The organism is Stenotrophomonas sp. LST15-1-1.1, assembly GCF_040815575.1.
Taxonomy (GTDB): Bacteria; Pseudomonadota; Gammaproteobacteria; order Xanthomonadales; family Xanthomonadaceae; genus Stenotrophomonas; species Stenotrophomonas lactitubi_B.
Genome location: NZ_JBFPNJ010000012.1, coordinates 268147 through 287069, shown reverse-complemented (window position 1 = coordinate 287069; position 18923 = coordinate 268147). Strand labels below are relative to the sequence as shown.

Annotated in this window: 14 protein-coding genes; 12 read left to right on the top strand and 2 right to left on the bottom strand. The window is 67.3% G+C overall.

From position 1 onward, the window contains the following. The first annotated feature begins 16 nt into the window (after positions 1–16). From truA to MRBLST15_RS09075, 7 genes are all read left to right on the top strand, one after another. The gene (gene truA, locus MRBLST15_RS09105; RefSeq protein ID WP_312705831.1) at positions 17–787 is read left to right on the top strand and encodes a tRNA pseudouridine(38-40) synthase TruA; all 771 of its coding nucleotides are present in this window, start codon (positions 17–19) and stop codon (positions 785–787) included. Further along, positions 784–1440, top strand: coding sequence for a phosphoribosylanthranilate isomerase (locus MRBLST15_RS09100; RefSeq protein ID WP_025876155.1), 657 nt, complete (start codon positions 784–786; stop codon positions 1438–1440). Before truA ends, MRBLST15_RS09100 begins: the two co-directional genes overlap by 4 nt. A 168-nt stretch (positions 1441–1608) precedes the next feature. Further along, positions 1609–2283, top strand: coding sequence for a hypothetical protein (locus tag MRBLST15_RS09095; protein ID WP_367785745.1), 675 nt, complete (start codon positions 1609–1611; stop codon positions 2281–2283). Then, positions 2280–4298 carry a hypothetical protein gene (locus MRBLST15_RS09090; RefSeq protein ID WP_265953183.1) on the top strand — a complete coding sequence of 673 codons (2019 nt, stop codon included), beginning with the start codon at positions 2280–2282 and terminating at the stop codon, positions 4296–4298. Before MRBLST15_RS09095 ends, MRBLST15_RS09090 begins: the two co-directional genes overlap by 4 nt. An 82-nt stretch (positions 4299–4380) precedes the next feature. Then, positions 4381–9753, top strand: a complete 5373-nt coding sequence (locus MRBLST15_RS09085) for a DNA repair ATPase (RefSeq protein ID WP_367785744.1) — start codon at positions 4381–4383, stop codon at positions 9751–9753. After that, on the top strand, positions 9750–10457 hold the full coding sequence (locus MRBLST15_RS09080) for a hypothetical protein (RefSeq protein WP_265953181.1): 708 nt from the start codon (positions 9750–9752) through the stop codon (positions 10455–10457). Before MRBLST15_RS09085 ends, MRBLST15_RS09080 begins: the two co-directional genes overlap by 4 nt. A gap of 43 nt (positions 10458–10500) precedes the next feature. Next, positions 10501–11610, top strand: a complete 1110-nt coding sequence (locus MRBLST15_RS09075) for a toxic anion resistance protein (RefSeq protein WP_367785743.1) — start codon at positions 10501–10503, stop codon at positions 11608–11610. An 81-nt stretch (positions 11611–11691) separates the two neighbouring features. Here MRBLST15_RS09075 and MRBLST15_RS09070 read toward each other — a convergent pair whose 3' ends face one another. Further along, positions 11692–12579: a LysR family transcriptional regulator gene (locus tag MRBLST15_RS09070; RefSeq protein ID WP_367785742.1), complete on the bottom strand. Its 888-nt coding sequence runs from the start codon at positions 12577–12579 to the stop codon at positions 11692–11694. Between the two features lie 96 nt (positions 12580–12675). Between MRBLST15_RS09070 and trpB the strand changes: the two genes are divergently transcribed. The 5 genes from trpB to glmM all read left to right on the top strand — a co-directional run bounded on the left by trpB (position 12676) and on the right by glmM (position 17837). Further along, positions 12676–13893 carry a tryptophan synthase subunit beta gene (trpB, locus tag MRBLST15_RS09065; protein WP_108264918.1) on the top strand — a complete coding sequence of 406 codons (1218 nt, stop codon included), beginning with the start codon at positions 12676–12678 and terminating at the stop codon, positions 13891–13893. Beyond that, on the top strand, positions 13890–14570 hold the full coding sequence (locus MRBLST15_RS09060) for a hypothetical protein (protein ID WP_367785741.1): 681 nt from the start codon (positions 13890–13892) through the stop codon (positions 14568–14570). The genes trpB and MRBLST15_RS09060 overlap by 4 nt, the downstream gene beginning before the upstream one ends. 1 nt (position 14571) lies before the next feature. Beyond that, a complete protein-coding gene (trpA, locus tag MRBLST15_RS09055; protein WP_367785740.1) occupies positions 14572–15381 on the top strand; it encodes a tryptophan synthase subunit alpha in 810 nt (269 codons plus the stop codon). Positions 15382–15597: 216 nt separating this feature from the next. Further along, the gene (gene accD, locus MRBLST15_RS09050; protein WP_089236309.1) at positions 15598–16473 is read left to right on the top strand and encodes an acetyl-CoA carboxylase, carboxyltransferase subunit beta; all 876 of its coding nucleotides are present in this window, start codon (positions 15598–15600) and stop codon (positions 16471–16473) included. Next, positions 16473–17837, top strand: coding sequence for a phosphoglucosamine mutase (glmM, locus tag MRBLST15_RS09045; RefSeq protein ID WP_265955420.1), 1365 nt, complete (start codon positions 16473–16475; stop codon positions 17835–17837). The genes accD and glmM overlap by 1 nt, the downstream gene beginning before the upstream one ends. A gap of 72 nt (positions 17838–17909) precedes the next feature. Here glmM and galE read toward each other — a convergent pair whose 3' ends face one another. Beyond that, on the bottom strand, positions 17910–18917 hold the full coding sequence (gene galE, locus MRBLST15_RS09040; RefSeq protein WP_265955418.1) for a UDP-glucose 4-epimerase GalE: 1008 nt from the start codon (positions 18915–18917) through the stop codon (positions 17910–17912). Between the last annotated feature and the right edge of the window lie 6 nt (positions 18918–18923).

Here is an 18923-nt window from a genome sequence, read left to right as displayed (position 1 = left end):
AACATCGAGGTAGCACATGCGTTACGCGCTCGGCGTCGAGTACGACGGCAGCGATTTCAGGGGATGGCAGAACCTGGGCGAGGGCGGACCCAGCGTCCAGGCCAGCCTGGAACAGGCCCTGTCATCGGTGGCCGATACCCCCGTGCAGGTGGTCTGCGCCGGCCGCACCGATGCCGGCGTGCATGGCCAGTGCCAGGTCGTGCACTTCGAAACCGACGTGGTGCGTGATCCGCGTGCCTGGATGCTCGGCACCACCACCCGCTTGCCGCGCTCGATCGCGGTGCGCTGGTGCGTGCCGGTGGCCGATGACTTCCATGCCCGTTTTTCCGCGCGGGCACGACGCTATCGCTACCGCTTGCTCAACCGCGAAGTGCGCCCGGCGCTGGGCCGGCAGACCCTCAGCTGGGAGCGCCGCCCGCTCGATGCCGAGCGCATGCACCTGGCCGGGCAGGCCCTGCTGGGCGAGAACGACTTCAGTGCCTTCCGCTCGGTCCAGTGCCAGGCCCTGCATGCGCGGCGCGAGCTGCAGTCGCTGCAGGTCAGCCGCCACGACGACGTCATCGAGGTGGCGGTGCGCGGCAATGCATTCCTTCATCACATGGTCCGCAATATTGTCGGCTCGTTGATTCTGGTTGGCAGTGGGGAAAAACCGGTGGAGTGGATCGCCGAACTGCTGGCCGGGCGCGACCGAACCGTAGCCGGTCCCACCGCTCCTGCGCAGGGACTGGTGTTCCTGGGGCCGCTGTACCCCGACAACTGGCATCTGCCCGCCGAGGTAACGCTATGAGCCGCTCCTACTACCGTACCCGCATCAAGTTCTGTGGCATGACCCGCGCCGGCGACGTGCGCCTGGCCGGCGAGCTGGGCGTGGACGCGGTGGGCTTCATCTTCGCCCGCGAGAGCAGCCGCCGGGTCGCACCGGCCGAAGCGCGCGCGATGCGCCAGGCGATCGCACCGATGGTCGACGTGGTGGCGCTGTTCCGCAACAACAGCAGGGAAGAAGTGCGCGAGGTGCTGCGCACCGTGCGGCCGACCCTGCTGCAGTTCCATGGCGAGGAAGACGAGAGCTTCTGCCGCAGCTTCAACATGCCGTACCTGAAGGCGATCGCCATGGGCGGGCGCGAGGAGATCAATGCGCGCACCCTGCAGCTGCGCTACCCCAGCGCCGCCGGCTTCCTGTTCGACAGCCATGCGCCGGGCGGCGGCGGCGGTACCGGCGTGGCCTTCGACTGGTCGCGTATCCCCACAGGCCTGCACCGGCCGTTCCTGCTGGCCGGAGGCCTGACGCCGGAGAACGTGCATGACGCCGTGCTGGCGACCCTGCCGTGGGGCGTGGATGTCTCCAGTGGCATTGAACTGGAGCCGGGCATCAAGGACGGCTACAAGATGCGTACGTTCGTGGAAGAAGTCCGGCGCTCCGACTGTGCCGTGCTGGATTGAGACATGGTCACTCCCACGGTGTCCGGTCTTCACATTTGAGCCTGCACACCTTCTTCACATAGGATGATCCCAAGCGCGCTGGCCACGAGGGCCGGCACGAGGATCGACGGAGCCGCTGTTGGCGAGCTTCGAACGGGCGCCTGGCGCCCCCGCCCAGGAAGGCAAACGATGCAGGAATTCCTCACCGTCGTACTCGGTTATCCGACCCTCCCGTACAGCGTCGCGCTGGCGGTGGCGGTTCTGTATTGGGGAATTGCCGCCTTCGGCCTGGTCGATGACGGTTTCGGCGAGGCCGGTGCCGATGGCGCCCTTGAAGGCGATGCCCATCTCAGCGGTCTGTCAGCCCTGCTGGCACGCTGGGGCCTGGGCGGCGTGCCGCTCATGGTGGTGGTGACGCTGGCGAGCCTGTTCGCCTGGACCCTCACCTACTTCATCCATCTGTACCTGCTGCTGCCGTTGCCCGACCTGCTGCGCTGGTCATTGGGCACCGTCGTGGCGGTTCTCGCGCCACTGCCGGCGGTGCCGGTCACCGCGCTGCTGCTGCGTCCCATCCGCCGCTTTCTGCTGCGCCTGCGCCCGGTGCCGCAGGCCTCCCTGCTGGGCCGGGTCGGCGTGGTCGCCTCGCCGAAGGTCGACGCACGCAGTGGCCATGCCACCGTCGATGACGGCGGTGCGGGCCTGGTCCTGCAGATCCGCAGCGACATCGAACTGCAGCGCGGCGAGCGCATCGTGCTGGTCGAGCATGTGCCAGCACAACACCATTACCGGGTGGTCCGCGCCGACGCGGTCGCCCTCGACTTCCAGGACAACCTGCTTCCGGGCAACAAGGAGAATCATCAATGACGTTGGCATCCGTGCTCCCCTTCCTGATCATCGTGGGCGGCGTCCTCGCCCTCCTGCTCGGCGTAGCGGGCCTGTTCAAGGCGTTCTACCGCAAGGTCGACCAGGGCGTGGCCCTGATCGTCAACGACATGAGTTCCACCCCGAAGGTGCATTTCACCGGCGCGCTGATCATTCCCGTGCTGTACCGCGCCGAGCTGATGCGGATCAGCCTGATCACCCTGCAGATCGACCGCCGCGGCAAGGAAGGCCTGATCTGCCGCGACAACATGCGCGCCGACATCGCCGTGGCGTTCTACCTGCGCGTCAACGAGACCCAGGCCGACGTGCTGCGCGTGGCCAAGGCCATCGGCGCCGACCGTGCGTCGGACAAGCATGCCGTCGATGAGCTGTTCAACGCCAAGTTCTCCGAAGCGCTGAAGACGGTCGGCAAGAAGTTCGACTTCACCGAGCTGTTCGAGAAGCGCCAGGAATTCCGCGACGAGATCATCGCGGTGATCGGCAATGACCTCAATGGTTATGTGCTGGAAGACGTGGCCATCGACTACCTGGAGCAGACCCCGAAGTCGCTGCTGGACCAGTTCAACATCCTCGACGCGCAGGGTATCCGCAAGATCACCGAGCTGACCGCTGCACAGAACGTGGTGACCAACGAACTGGAGCAGAACGAGAAGCTGGCCATCACCAAGAAAAACGTGGAAGCGCGCGAAGCGTTGCTGGCGCTTGAACGCCAGCAGGCCGAGGCCGAGGCACGGCAGAAGCGCGAGATCGAGACCATCCGTGCGCGCGAGGAAGCCGAGACCGCCAAGGTGCAGGAAGAGCAGCGCCAGCTGTCCGAGAACGCCCGCATCGAAGCGCAGCAGGTGATCGACATCCGCGAGCAGAACCGCATGCGCGAAGTTGAAGTGGCCGAACAGAACCGCCAGCGAGCCGTGGCCATCGAAGCCGAGCGCGTCGAACGTGCACGCCAGCTGGAGCAGGTCACCACGGACCGCGAAGTACAGCTGCAGGGCGTGGAGCGTGACAAGGTGGTCGAGCAGGGCAAGATGGACGTGGCCAACATCACCCGCGAACGCATCTCCATCGACAAGACCGTGGCGCAGGAAGAAGAGCGCATCAAGGAAGTGCGCGAAGTTTCCGAGGCTGACCGCCAGAAGCAGGTGCTGATCCTGGAAGCTGAAGCCAAGGCGCAGGAATCGCTGGTGCGCGAAGTGAAGGAAGCGCAGGCCCGCGAGACCGCCTCCAAGCATCGTGCAGTGGAGCTGACCACCCTGGCGCAGGCCGAGCACGAAGCGGCCGGCAAGCAGGCCGAAGCCAAGCGTCTGCTGGCCGATGCGTTCCGTGCCGAACAGGCTGCCCCCGGCCTGGCCGAAGCGCAGGTGCGCGAAGCGTCGGCGCTGGCCATCGAGAAGGTCGGCATCGCCGAGGCGCGCGTGATCGAAGCCAAGGCCGAAGCGAACCTGAAGCAGGGCAGCAACGAGGCGCGCGTACTGGCCGAGACGCTGCAGGCACAGGCTCAGGGCGAGGAGAAGATGGGGCTGGCCCGCGCCACCGCCACCGAATCGCTGGGCAACGCCGAAGCCGGTGTGGTGCAGAAGAAGCTGCTGGCCGAGGCCGAAGGCCTGGTCCGCAAGTTTGAAGCGATCGCCTCGTTGAGCGACCAGGCACGTGGCCATGAAGAGTTCCGCATGATGCTCGACAACAGCCTGAAGCAGGCGCTGGCTTCGATCGAAGCCGGCAAGGAAGTCTCGCGCGAAAACGCGGGCGTGATCGCCAGCGCGCTGCGCAACGCCGACATCGACCTGGTTGGCGGCGACGGCGGCATGTTCGAAAACCTGATCAAGGCGGTTTCGCTGGGCAAGTCGATCGAAGGCTTCGCCGGCAAGAGCCCGATCGTGCAGGACCTGATGCAGCGCTACCTGGGCGTCAACGTCGCCGACAATGCACCGCGGCAGATCGCCGAGGACGCGGAGACCGCGCCCGTCGCGGCGACCGTTGTGGTCGACAGCGCGCGCTGATCCACCCGGCGATGGCCACCGCCATCGCCCACCCGTGCCGGTCGCATTGACGGCCGGCCGTCCGTGAGCCGGAAACCTGCTGATGTCCGAAACCAAACCGTCCACCGAGTCCGCCGCACCAGAGGGTGCCGGCGATACCGTCGACCAGGCCGTAGCCCAGGGCGGCGCCTATGAAGTCCTGCGGCGCCGTCTCGGCGAACAGGGCCAGCGACTGCAGGCCGTTGCCGAGCAGCTGAACCGACAGCGCCTGGCCGAGTTCGGCGACAGCCGCCTGGAGGTGGTCGGCCGCTTCCGCATCCGCAGCGAGAACAACTGCGTAGGCCGCGACATCGTGCAGGTCGGCCCGGACCGGCTGCTGTTCGGCTACAACGTGTTCATCGGGCTCAAGACCCAGACCCGCATCGAAGATGTGTTCGGTCTGTACCGGCTGGTACAGGGCACTGAGGGCTACGACGTCGCCGCGCTGGAGCTGAAGGGCAGTTTCCTCGACCAGCCCGGCTTCGTGCATGACTTCAACGAGCTGTACGCCTACTACAAGCATGCGCGCCTGCTGCAGCTGATCGTGGTGGGCGACAAGCTGCTGGCCTCGTTCCAGATCGGCGAGCGCAGCAGCGACGTGCGCGTGTTCCGCTGGGCGCTGTCACGCGAAGGTGAACTGACCTATCTCGATGCACGTGGCGAGCGTGACATCGCCTTGCCGCCGCCGTTCGATTTCGAATGGACCCGCGCCACGCGCGACCTTGCCGTCAACGGCCGCCACTCGCATCTGAACATCCTCGACACCCTGTTCGTGGAAACCACCGGTGGCGACCTGACCATCAAGGTGGAGAACAATACCGAAACCGGGCAGGGCATCTACAGCGAGCCGGTGGAGGACAGCACGCAGTCGCTCGACGACGCCCAGTTCGAGTTTGCCCGGGTCGGCTCGCTGGTGCTGCTGAAAGTGCTGCCCTACCGCGAAACCGAATGGCGCGGACTGATCTACAACACGCTTACCGGCGACATCGTGCGCAACGATGCCATCGTCCAGGCCTGTGTGCAGCTGCCCGAGGACCACGGCATCATCTTCCCCGGCGGCTATTACCTGCAGGGTGGCGAGCACAAGGCGTTCGACGCCTCGATGGATGGCATGCAGTTCAAGCGCAGCATCCGTTCGCCCAACGGCGAGGACGTGCTGTACATCTTCTACGAGCGCGAAGGCGGGCGCTCGGCGTTGTTCGTCTACAACACCATCCAGCGCGTGCTGCAGAACCCGGTGTTCGGCCACGGCTATGCCTTCATGCAGGATGGGCGCATGGTGCTGTTCCATGCCGAAGGCACCGAGCCGACCCGCATCCATCCGATGCAGGTCTGGCAGACGCCTTTCAGCAGCGATGAGTTCGCCGCCAGCCGTCCGCCCGGCAATACCTTCATGGGGCGCATCGGCAACGCCGAGCTGGTGCGTGGCATCTCCAACCTGTTCAACCTGGCGCGCGAAATCGACGGCCAGGATGTATCGGTGCAGCGTTACCAGCGCCTGGTGGCCGACACCCGGCGGCTTTTCGATGCGCATCATTGGCTGGGCGACGAGGCGTGTGATGGTGCCGAAGCGTTGCTGCGGCAGATCAGCGCCACCGGCGAGTCGGTGCTGGACGAATACGAGAAAGTGCAGTCGATCCGCCAGCAGTCGGCGCAGGCGATGGCCGAGGCCGAGAGCACGCACAAGGCGCTGCTGGGCCGGCTGCAGCCGGAAAACTGGAACGAGGTGCAGGCCTTCGTCGAAGCGCTCAACGCGATCACCGCGCTGCGCGGTCGACTGCTGACCATCCGCGAACTGCGCTACATCGATACCGTGCGCATCGAGGCGATGGCAGCGGAGCTGGTGCAGGCGCACGACCGTGTCGGCGCCGCCACCGGTACCTTCCTCGCCGGCGATGCGGCACTGGCGCCCTTGACCGCTCGCATGCAGGCGCTGGACGACGCCGCACAGCAGGCCGCCAGTGCACGCCAGCTGGATGAGCAGCTGGACGGCCTGCGCGGCATGGCCGGTGATCTGGACATGCTGTCCGAGCTGATGGCCGGGCTGAAGGTGGACGATGCGACTGCACGCACCCGCGTGGTCGAATCGATCTCGCTGCTGTACGGGCGCCTGAACCAGGCGCGCGCACGTGCCGAACAGCGCCGCAGGTCGCTGGGCTCGGCCGAAGCCGTGGCCCAGTTTGCCGCCCAGTTCGCGCTGTTCTCGCAATCGATCACCAGCGCGCTGGCGATGGCCAGCGACCCGGAGCGTGCCGACGAACAGCTGTCGCGCCTGCTGGTACAGCTGGAAGAACTGGAGAGCCAGTTCGGCGAGCACGAGCAGTTCCTCGGCGACATCCTGAGCAAACGCGAGGAGCTGGTCGAGGCCTTCGACACGCACAAGCAGGCCCTGCTGGATGATCGCCAGCGCAAGGCGCGCTCGGTGCTCGATGCCGCCAACCGCATCCTCGACGGCCTGGGCAAGCGTACCGAGCGGTTCGGCACGGCCGACGAGTTGAACGCGTTCTTCGCCGGCGATCCGCTGATCCTCAAGCTGCGTGAACTGGCCGAGCGCCTGCGTGCGCTGCGCGACAACGTCAAGGCGGACGATGTCGAGGCGCGCCTGAAGGGCGTGCGCGACCAGGCCGTGCGCCAGCTGCGCGACCGCAGCGACCTGTACGAGGCGGGAGGCAACGTCGTCCGCCTTGGCCCGCGCCATCGTTTCAGCGTGAACACCCAGGCGCTGGACCTGACCCTGCTGCCGCGCGGTGAAACCCTGGCCATCCATCTCACGGGCACCGATTTCCTGGAGACCCTGCACGATCCGGAGCTGGATGCGCTGAAGCCGTTCTGGCAGGTGACCCTGGATTCGGAATCGGACGCGATCTACCGCGGCGAATACCTGGCCGGGTGCCTGTTGCTGGCGGCGGAGGAGGGCCTCGATGGCCTGGACCTGGCCCAGCTGCAGCATGATGCGGCCGAACCCGAAGCGCTGGACCAGCGGGTCCGCGCCTTTGCCGCGCCCCGTTACCGCGAGGGCTACGAGCGCGGTATCCATGACCATGACGCAGCCCTGATCCTGCGCGCGCTGTTGCCGCTGCAGCAGGCCGCCGGACCGCTGCGGCATTCGCCGCATGTGCGTGCGTTGGCACTGCTGTTCTGGGCTGCGCGGCAACGCGATGAAGCCGTGGCGCAGTGGCCTGGGCGGCAGGCCGGTGCGGAGGCCATCGCACGCCTGTTCGGTTCCGATGAGGGGCGTCAGGCCCTGCGCGCGGAAATGGCGACGGCGCTGCATGAGCATGCACTCGCGCAGGCACTGCCGTTCGACGCCGCCGCCGCCGATGCTGCAGCGGCCTATCTGGGCGAAGAACTGGTCGCCGGCGAGCCGGTGTTCAGCACCAGCCGGCACGCGCAGGCGTTGCTGGACGCGCTGTCGCAGCAGCTGGAACAGGCCGGCCAACGGGATGCGCTTGAACGTGCGCTGCAGCGCACGCAGGATCCGCTGACAACGCGCTGGGCGTTGGCCGGGCAATGGCTGCGGGCGCTGGCCGGGCTGCCGGCACAGTCGGCGCATGCCGGCTATGTCGAAGAAGCGGCTGCGTTGCTGCTGGTGCAGCGACAACTGCGCACGCGTGCCAGCGATGCACCGCTGCAGGCGGAGGTCAGCGGTCTGCTGGGCGAACATGCCCGCATCCACAATGGCAGCCTGACCGTGTCGCTGGATGATTTCCTGGCACGCCTGCAGCACCACCTGCAGTCCTTCGTGCCGGCATTCCATGCCTATCAGGCCGTGCGCCAGGGCATCATCGGCCGCGAGCGCGAAACCCTGCGGCTGTCGGAGTTCAAGGCGCGGCCGCTGTCGTCCTTCGTGCGCAACAAGCTGATCAACGACGTGTATCTCGGCGTGATCGGCGACAACCTGGCCAAGCAGATGGGCACCGTTGGCGAGAACAAGCGCAGCGACCTGATGGGCCTGCTGATGATGATCTCGCCGCCGGGCTATGGCAAAACCACGTTGATGGAGTACGTTGCGCATCGCCTCGGCCTGGTCTTCATGAAGATCAACGGCCCGGCGCTGGGCCACGAAGTGCGATCGCTGGATCCGCAGCAGGCGCCGGACGCGACCTCGCGGCAGGAGCTGGAGAAGCTCAACCTGGCGCTGGAGATGGGCAACAACACCATGCTGTATGTCGATGACATCCAGCACACCCACCCGGAGTTCCTGCAGAAGTTCATCTCGCTGTGCGATGGCACGCGGCGCATCGAAGGCGTCTGGCGCGGGCGCACCCGGACCTACGACATGCGTGGCAAGAAGTTCTGCGTGGTCATGGCCGGCAACCCGTATACCGAGTCCGGCGAAGTGTTCAAGATCCCGGACATGCTGGCCAACCGTGCCGACATCTACAACCTGGGCGATGTGCTCGGTGGCATGGAAGCAGCCTTCACCCTCAGCTACATCGAGAACAGCCTGACCTCCAACCCGGTGCTGGCACCGCTGGCCACGCGTGAGATGGCCGACCTGTACCTGTTGGTCGACCGCGCGCTGGGCAAGGATGTCTCCACCAATGGTCTGAGCCATGCCTACAGTGGCGCCGAGGTCAACGAAATCACCGCCACCCTGCAGCGCATGCTGCGCGTGCGCGACGTGGTCTACCGGGTCAACCAGCAGTACATCGCCAGCGCCGCGCAGGACGACCGCTATCGTACCGAACCGCCGTTCCGCCTGCAGGGCAGCTACCGCAACATGAACAAACTGGCGGAGAAGATTTCGCCAGTGATGAATGACGACGAGCTGCAGCAGCTGATCTCCGACCACTATCTGGGCGAAGCGCAGCTGCTGACCACCGGTGCCGAAGAGAATCTGCTGAAGCTGGCCGAGCTGCGTGGCGTGCTCGATGACGAGCGCGCGCAACGTTGGGCGCAGATCAAGCGCGATTTCCTGCGCAACAAGGCGATGGGCGCCGGTGACAGTGATGTTGGCGGCCGCGTGGTCGCGCAGCTGGCCGACATCGCCAGTGCGTTGCAGCTGCCGCCACCGCCGGCGGAGGTGGCCGCCGCACCCGAGCCTGCGCCATGGCCGGCCCTGCTGGCGGCCCTCCAGCGCCTGGCGGATGCGCGTCCGGCCAGTGCGCCCACGGCCGCCGCACCACAGCCGGCAGCTACGCCATTGGCTGAAGACCTGCAGGCCGGGCTGGCACCGCTGCTGCAGGTGCTGGTCGCTTCGCAGGAGCAGCAGGTGCAGCTGTCGCAGACGTTGGCGGCGTTCGCCGGATGGGCACGGCAGCAGGTGACTGCCGATGTGGCCACGGCCGACACGCGTCGTCGCCCGCGCGTGCGTCGTGCAGCGACACCGGAAGAACGTGCGCTGGACGAAGCACTGATGCGCCACTTCTACGGCGAATCATTGCCGCCGGAAACGATGGCTGATGACGGCCCACGGCCGCCGCCACTGCCGTGACCCGCGCGCGCTCCCTGCCCGGACCTACGCTTCCGGCGTGCGCCGATGTGGCCGCGCTGGCTGCGTACGGCAGTCCCTTGTTGCAGGTGCTGGGCGAGCCGGCACCGTTGCAGGCCGGCAGCGGCGGCGAAGGGCTGGTGGCTGCGTTGGCGCGGATCGCATTGGCCCTGCAGGCCGGCGATCCGGCGCGGCTGCGCCGGCAGGAGAGCTGGTGGGGGCGTCTGCTCGGTCGCGATGTGGCACGCCAGGCGCAGGCGCAGGAGCTGCAGGCGCAGCTGGGCGTGCTGGCGCTGCAGGCACGCGAGCAGGCGCAGGGCCTCGCGCAGCGAGCGCAGCAGCGTGAGCAGGCCATCATCGACAACGATGCGGCTGCCGCCGCGTTGGAGGCCTGGGCCACGTTCGGCGCCGCGCAGCTGGCGATGCTGGAAGGCGCGGCGCAGGCCGCGCTGGCACCACGCGTAGACCACCTGCAGCGTCTGGCCACGCTCCGGCGCATCGAAGGCGGGCAATGGCAGCTGCTGCAGGAGCAGGACGAAGCCCTGCTGCGGCGCTTCGTCCGCATCCATGACGTGCTGCTTCCCGCCTGGCGCCAGGCCGCGCTGGCACGCCAGGCACAGGCGCAGGCAGCACAGGCCACGCAGGCAGCTACGCTGCAGGCGCAGATCGACGACGAAGTGGCCGCTGCTCAGGCTAGACTGCGCTGAGCCGGCCGCCGCTGCCGCTTATCCACTGCAAGGACACTGCCCGATGACCCAGGACAGCCAGAACGCCGGCACGCTCGTGCCCGCCACCACGCCCGTTCCCGAACTTGATGACAGCACGTTGAAGGCCCTCGGCCTGGTCCGGGACGATCTGCCGCGCATCGCCGAAATCGGCCGCGAGCTGGAAGACCTGCGCCCAGGCAATCTGCAGGTGTTCGGCCGTGAAGCCGCCGCGCGGACCACGGCCTTCTCCAGCCAGCTGCTGGACCAGGTGCGCAATCGTGACCTCGACGCCAACGGCGAGAAGCTGGGCGAAGTGGTGCGCATCGCGCGCGAGCTCAAGTTGGATGGTTTTTCGCAGCGCTCGAAGGTGCCCTTGATCGGTGGCCTGATTGATCGCCTGCGTTCTTCCAAGGGCGAACTGGTGCAGAAGTTCAGCGATACCAATTCGCAGATCGAACAGCTGCTCGGCGACGTCGGCGCGCAACAGGCGCTGATGGGCAAGCGGGTGAGCGATTTCGACCGCATGCACGACATCGTCCGCGAAGAGCGTCACGCCCTGGGCCTGTATGCCGCCGCCGGCAAGCAGCGCCTGGCCCAGCTGCAGTCCGAGCAGTTGCTGGGGCAGGGCAGCGAAGATCCGCAGCAGCGCATCCGCCAGAGCGAAATCGACAATGCGATCCGCCTGATCGAGAAGCGCGTTTCCGACCTGCAGCTGATGCAGCACGCGGCTGACCAGTCGTTGCCGATGATCCGCCTGATCCAGGCCAATGCGCTGCAGCTGATCGAGAAGTTCAACACCGTCCGCGACATCACCATCCCCTCGTGGAAGCGTCAGTTCGCGATCCAGTTGTCGCTGGGCGAGCAGAAGAACGCGGCCGAACTGGCCAATGCCATCGATGATGCGACCAATGAGCTGATGCGACGCAATGCCGATCTGATGCGCCAGGCCTCGGTGGACACCGCACGCAGCAACCAGCGCGGCGTGATCGACGTGGCGACCCTGCGCCACGTGCATGATCAGCTGATCGCCACGGTCGAAGAAGTGCGCAGCATCCATCGCGAGGGCATGCAGCAGCGCCAGCAGGCCGAAGTCGAGTTGTCGCGCCTGCGCGAGGATCTGCAGCAACGCCTGGCGGCGCCGACGGCACCCTGACAGCGCTTGGCAGCATCGAGCGTGCTCGATCGCTGCCGGTTGGTCCTTCTGTAGAGCCGAGCCCGCGCTCGGCCGTCGTACTCAACGCAACTGCCCAGCGGCCCAGTCCGCCAGCGCGTCCACGCGCGCATCGACAGGACCGTCCGGCCGCGCCAGCACCCAGAATCCGCCGGTCGCGGCAAACCCCCACGGTGCCAGCAGCCGCCCCGCGGCCAGGTCCTCGGCCACCAGCGGCTCCGGCGCGATCGCCGGGCCCAGCCCCGCCACCGCCGCTTCCAGCAGGTAGTACAGGTGTTCGAAGCCGGTGCCCAGTTGCAGCTGGGCCGGATCCAGATCATGTGCCTGCGCCCACGCCGGCCACGCTTGCGGGCGCGAACTGGTATGCAACAGCGTTTCCTGCAGCAGGGCGGACGGTGGCACATGGCGCAGCCGATGCGCCGCCGGGTGCGAGGGCGCCACCACCACGCCCACTCGTTCCGGTGCCAGTTCGCGCACCTGCCAGCCGCGTGGCCACGGCCCCTGTGCCAGCAGCAGCACCGCATCCAGCGTGGCCTGCGTTTCGGTGAAGCTGCCATCCAGGGCCGACCACTGCAGGTGTACGCCGGGCAGGGCAGCCTGCAGGGCCGGCAGCCGCGGAATCATCCAGCGCGCCAGCACGCTGCCGCTGCACCCCAGCACCAGCGCCGGAGAGGCCGCCGGCCGCTGCAATGCGCGCACGCAGTCCTCGATGCCGCTGAAGGCCTCGCTGCAGGCTTCCTGCAGGCGGGTGCCGGCGGCGGTCAGGCGCAGGCCGCGACCGGCCCGCTGGAACAGGGCCAGGCCCAGATGGTCTTCCAGCAGCTTCAGTTGCCGGCTGACCGCGCCATGGGTTACATGCAGGGCCTGTGCAGCGCGGCCAACGCCGCCCAGACGTGCGGTGGCCTCGAATGCCCGCAGGGCATTCAGCGGCGGCAGCAGTGAGGTGCTCATGTGAGAATTCCTGACAGGATGCGCCAGATAATATCCATTTTCCGGACACAACCCGTGCGCTAGAGTATCAACCTGTCTGAATGACCGGTCGTTCCCATGTCTGCCTCCCCCATTGCCGATTTCCATGCCTTCCCGGACGCCCAGGGCCACTTCGGCCGTTACGGTGGCAGTTTCGTCGCCGAAACCCTGGTCGGCCCCCTGCAGGAACTTGCCCAAGCCTATGACCAGGCCCGTCAGGATCCGGCGTTCCAGCTGGCCTATGACCGCGATCTGGCCCATTACGTGGGCCGGCCAAGCCCGATCTACCATGCTGAACGCCTGAGCGACCACGTCGGCGGCGCGCAGATCCTGCTCAAGCGCGAGGACCTGAACCACACCGGCGCGCACAAGATCAACAACACCATCGGCCAGGCGCTGCTGGCTGCGCGGATGGGCAAGAAGCGCATCATCGCCGAGACCGGCGCCGGCCAGCATGGCGTGGCCAGTGCCACCGTCGCTGCGCGGCTGGGCCTGGAGTGCGTGGTGTACATGGGCGCCACCGACATCGAGCGGCAGAAGATCAACGTCTACCGCATGAAGCTGCTCGGTGCGACGGTGGTGCCGGTCACGTCCGGCTCGGCCACCCTGAAGGACGCGCTCAATGAAGCGATGCGCGACTGGGTCACCAACGTGCAGGACACCTTCTACATCATCGGCACGGTTGCCGGCCCGGACCCGTACCCGCGCATGGTGCGCGACTTCAACGCCATCGTCGGCCGCGAGGCGCGCGAACAGATGCTGGCCGAGTACGGTCGCCTGCCCGATGCGATCACCGCCTGCGTCGGCGGTGGCAGCAATGCGATCGGCCTGTTCCATGCCTTCCTCAACGACCGCGAGGTCGAGATTGTCGGCGCTGAAGCGGCCGGCGATGGCATCCACACCGGCCGCCACGCTGCCTCCATCGCCGCTGGCCGTCCGGGCGTGCTGCACGGCAACCGCACCTATGTACTGTGCGACGACGATGGCCAGATCATCGAGACCCATTCGGTATCGGCCGGCCTGGACTACCCGGGCGTCGGCCCCGAGCATGCGTTCCTGGCCGACAGCGGCCGCGCGCGCTACGTCGGCATCACCGACGAAGAGGCGCTGCAGGCCTTCCATCTGCTGGCCCACACCGAGGGCATCCTGCCGGCGCTGGAGTCCAGCCACGCACTGGCGCAGGCGATGAAGCTTGCGCGCGGGCGTCCGCGCGACCAGATCGTGCTGTGCAACCTGTCAGGGCGTGGCGACAAGGACGTGCATACCATCGCGGCGCGCGAAGGCCTGGTGCTGTGAGTGCGCTGATGCGCAACAGCAGCGTACTGCTGCTGGCATTCGGTCTGGCCGCGTGCCAGCCGCCGGAGCCGCCCGTACTGGCGCCGGCGGCCAAAGCAACCACGCAGCCTGCGCAGCAGGCCGCCGCCAATGAAGATGTCGACCCTCTGGCGCGCACGCCGATTGATGACCCGCCCGCAGCAGAAGGCGAGGGCGACGACGAGGGCCCGGCCGTGGTCTCGGTGGCGCTGGACCATGCCGGCGAGGTGCTGATCGGCCAGCACTTGAACGATCTCAAGGCACTCGGGCCGTGGACGGCGCAGGGGGCGGTCGAAGCCCTCGGCGGCAGTTGCGAGTATTACGACGGCAAGGCCCTGCCGGCGGGCGTGTCGATGATGACCGACGAGGATCGCGTGGTTCGTTTCGACCTCGGCCTGGATCCGGACACCGGGGCGCCAGCCGAGCAGCCCGGCCCGTTTGGCCTGCGCGTGGGAATGACCCGCGCCCAGGCGGTCGCCCGGTTCCCGAAGCCGCCTGTGTCCAGCCCGCATGCCTACGACGGCGAGCAGGGCGAATACCTGACCTGGCAGGACCCGGGCTCGGCCCTCGGCATCCGCGTGGAACTGTTTGAAGGGAGGGTCCTCCAGATGTACTGGGGAACCAGTGAAGCGATTGAACTGATTGAAGGGTGTGCCTGAAATGTCCGTATCCCGACTCGATGCCTGTTTCCAGCGCCTGCGCGAGCAGCAGCGCAAGGCCCTGATCCCCTTCATCACCGCCGGTGATCCGTCGCTGGAAGCCACGGTGCCGGTCATGCACGCGCTGGTCGAGGCCGGTGCCGATGTGATCGAACTGGGCGTGCCGTTCTCCGATCCGATGGCCGACGGACCGACCATCCAGCGCAGCTCCGAGCGTGCGCTGGCCCGCGGCGCAGGCACCCGCTATGTGTTGCAGGCGGTTGCGCAGTTCCGCGAACGCGATGCGCAGACGCCCGTGGTGCTGATGGGCTATCTCAACCCGGTGGAAATCCACGGTTACGTGGCGTTCGCCAATGCGGCGGTGGCCGCTGGCGTGGACGGCGTGCTGCTGGTCGATCTGCCACCGGAAGAGGCCGCCGAAGCCCAGCAGGCCTTCGATGCCGCAGGCCTGGCGCTGGTTCTGCTGGCATCGCCGACCACCAGTGAGGCGCGCGCCGACAAGCTGCTGGCGCTGGCCCGTGGCTATCTCTACTACGTCAGCTTTGCCGGTGTCACCGGCGCCTCCGAACGGTTGGACAGTGACGCGGCCAGTGCACGCCTGCAGGCGCTGCGGGCCAAGGCCAGCGTGCCGGTGGTGGCCGGCTTCGGCATCAAGGACGCCGCCAGTGCGGCGGCCATGGCCCGCCAGGCCGATGGCGTGGTGGTCGGCAGCGCGCTGGTGGCGGTGCTGGCCGACGCGGCCTCCGCCGGGGAGGCAGCGCAGCGTGCAGGCGCCTTCCTCGCGCCTCTGCGGCAGGCGCTCGACGCATAACGGGAGTGCCGGCCGCTGGCCGGCACCCTCCGTACCCGCCCGCGTGCACGTGCTGCCGGCCAGCGGCCGGCACTGCCCAGCACCTAAACGTACGTCCCAGCATGGTTTTTTCCGCCGGGCCCAAGGCCGGGCAGGGGGTGCACGGGCGGGGAAAGCGGAGCTAGACTGTCCGCCTTTGCGGCCCCCGGGCCGCCCTGAACGGAAGTGTCCTCCCGCATGAGTTGGCTCAGCAAGTTGATGCCGTCTGGCATCCGCACCGACAACACCCCCAGCAAGAAGCGCAGCGTCCCCGAGGGCCTGTGGGAAAAGTGCAGCAACTGCGGCAGTGCGTTGTACCGTCCGGAGCTGGAAGAGAATCTGGAGGTCTGCCCGAAGTGCGGCCACCATATGGCCATCCGTGCGCGTGCGCGCCTGGCCGCGCTGTTCGACGCCGACAGCACCACCGAGATCGCCGCCCGCCTGGGGCCGACCGACCTGCTGAAGTTCAAGGACCAGAAGAAGTACGGCGAGCGCATCAAGATCGCGCAGAAGAACACCGGTGAGTACGACGCGCTGATTGCCATGCGCGGCCTGCTCAAGGGCCGTCCGCTGGTGGCCTCGTCGTTCGATTTCGCCTTCATGGGCGGCTCGATGGGTTCGGTGGTCGGTGAGCGCTTCGCGCTTGCCGCCGAGACTGCCGCCGAGATTGGCGCACCTTACGTGTGCTTCTCCGCCAGTGGTGGCGCGCGCATGCAGGAAGGCCTGTTCTCGCTGATGCAGATGGCCAAGACCTCGGCCGCGCTGGGCAAACTGCGTGAAGCCGGGCAGCCGTACATTTCGGTGCTGACCCACCCGACCACCGGCGGTGTGTCGGCGTCGTTCGCAATGCTGGGCGACATCAACATCGCCGAACCGCGCGCACTGATCGGCTTTGCCGGTCCGCGCGTGATCGAGCAGACCGTGCGCGAGAAGCTGCCGGAAGGGTTCCAGCGTTCGGAGTTCCTGCTCGAGCACGGTGCCATCGACCAGATCTGTGACCGCCGTGAACTGCGCGATCGCCTGGCCGACCTGCTGGCGATGCTGCGCCGCGAGCCGGCACCGGAGGAGGTTTGATGGGGAGCCGCAAGTACTTCGGTACCGACGGCATCCGCGGTCGGGTCGGCCAAGGGCCGATCTCGGCAGATTTCGTGCTGCGCCTGGGCAACGCCCTTGGCCGCGTGCTGGTCGCCCAGCGCGGCCAGGATGGGCGCCGTCCGATCGTGGTGATCGGCAAGGACACGCGGATCTCCGGCTACATGTTCGAAGCGGCGCTGGAAGCCGGGCTGGTCGCTGCCGGCGCTGACGTGCAGCTGCTCGGCCCGATGCCGACCCCGGCCGTTGCCTTCCTGACCCGTACCCTTGGCGTGGATGCGGGCATCGTCATCAGTGCGTCGCACAATCCGCACTACGACAACGGCATCAAGTTCTTCTCCGCCCAGGGCGAGAAGCTCGACGATGCCACCGAGCTGGCGCTGGAAGCCGCACTCGACGTGCCGTTCACCACGGCCGTTTCGGAAAAGCTCGGCAAGGCCTCGCGCGCACGCGAGGCGGTCGGCCGCTATATCGAGTTCTGCAAGTCCAGCGTGCCGCGCGCGTTCGATCTGCGCGGCGTGCGCCTGGTGCTCGACTGCGCGCATGGTGCTACTTACCAGATCGCGCCGCTGCTGTTCCGCGAACTGGGTGCGGAGGTCATCGGCATCGGTGCCGAACCCAATGGCGTCAACATCAACGACGGCGTCGGCTCGACCCACATCGACAACCTCGCTGCCAAGGTGCGTGAGACCCGCGCCGACCTGGGCATCGCCTTTGACGGTGATGGTGACCGGGTGTTGATGGCCGATGACCGCGGCAACCCGGTTGATGGCGATGACCTGGTCTACATCCTGGCGCGCGCGTGGCAGGCCGAAGGTCGCCTGCGCGGCCCGGTGGTCGGCACCCTGATGAGCAACTTCGGCCTGGAAAAAGCCCTGGCCGAACTGCAGATTCCGTTCCAGCGCAGCAACGTCGGCGACCGCTACGTGCACCAGGCGCTGGTGGAGGGAGGCGGCGTGCTCGGTGGCGAAGCGTCCGGCCACCTGCTGTGCCTGGACCGCGCCACCACCGGCGACGGCATCGTCAGTGCCCTGCAGGTACTGGTGGCGTTGAAGCAGCAGGGAAAGAACCTGCGCGAAGCGCTGCAGCCGTTGTCCAAGGTGCCGCAGAAGACGGTCAACGTGCGCCTTGGCGATGTCTCGGCCAAGGCCACCGTGCAGGCCGAAGGCGTGAAGGCTGCGCTGACAGAAGCGCAGCAGGCGGTATCCGGCCGGGGGCGTGCTTTCCTGCGTCCCTCCGGCACCGAACCGGTGGTGCGGGTCACGGTCGAGGCCGATGACGCGACGTTGATGCAGGACACTCTGGATCGGCTTTCGGCGGCAGTCAGGACAGCGGCTGCGGTCTGAGCCCTGTCGCTGGATCGAACCGACAACATGGCCGCCTGTGCGGCCATGTTGCTGTCTGGCGCAAGCAAGGTATCAGGCGCTGCGCGGCATCGCCGTCTGCCATTTCCAGGTATCGCGGCACATGTCCGCCAGGCCATGGCGCGCGCTCCAGCCCAGCTCGCGCAGGGCGAGGGACGGGTCGGCAAAACTCACCGCGATGTCGCCGCTGCGGCGACCGGTGATCCGGAAGGGAATCGGCCGGCCGACGGTCTGCTCGAAGGTCCTGATCAGTTCCAGCACGCTGTGGCCCTGTCCGGTGCCCAGGTTCAGGGTGATGCTGCGGCGCTTGTCGCGCAGGTACTGCAGCGCCAGCACGTGGGCCCGTGCCACATCTTCCACATGGATGTAGTCGCGTACGCCAGTACCGTCGCAGGTCGGATAGTCATCGCCGAACACCTGCACTTCGGGCAGCAGGCCGGCGGCCACCTGGGCGATGTAGGGCATCAGGTTGCTGGGCGTTCCGTGCGGCAGCTCGCCGATCAGGGCGCTTGAATGCGCACCCACCGGGTTGAAGTAGCGCAGCGTTGCCGCATGCAGCGTTGTGTCGGCACTGACCAGGTCGGATAGCAGGTGCTCCACCACAAGCTTTGAACGGCCATAGGGTGTCATCGCGCAGGTCGAGGCCGTCTCGGCCACCGGGCAATGGTCCTGGTCGCCGTACACCGTTGCCGACGAGCTGAACACGAACGTGCCGACGCCGGCATCGCGCATGGCGCCGAGCAGGGCAAGGGTGCCGCTGATGTTGTTGTCGAAGTAGTCCAGTGGCATCTGCCGCGATTCGCCAACCGACTTCAGCGCGGCAAAATGCAGTACCGCGTCGATCGAATGCTCGCGCAGCACCGCAGTGATCCGCGCACGGTCACGCACGTCGGCCTGTACGAACATCGGCGCGATGCCGGTAATGTCGCCGATCCGGCCGATCACCCCGGCGTCGCTGTTGCACAGTGAATCGACGACGACCACCGTATGGCCCTGCTGCTGCAGTTCCACACAGGTGTGGGAGCCGATGAATCCCGCACCGCCGGTAACCAGAACGTTCATTTCCTG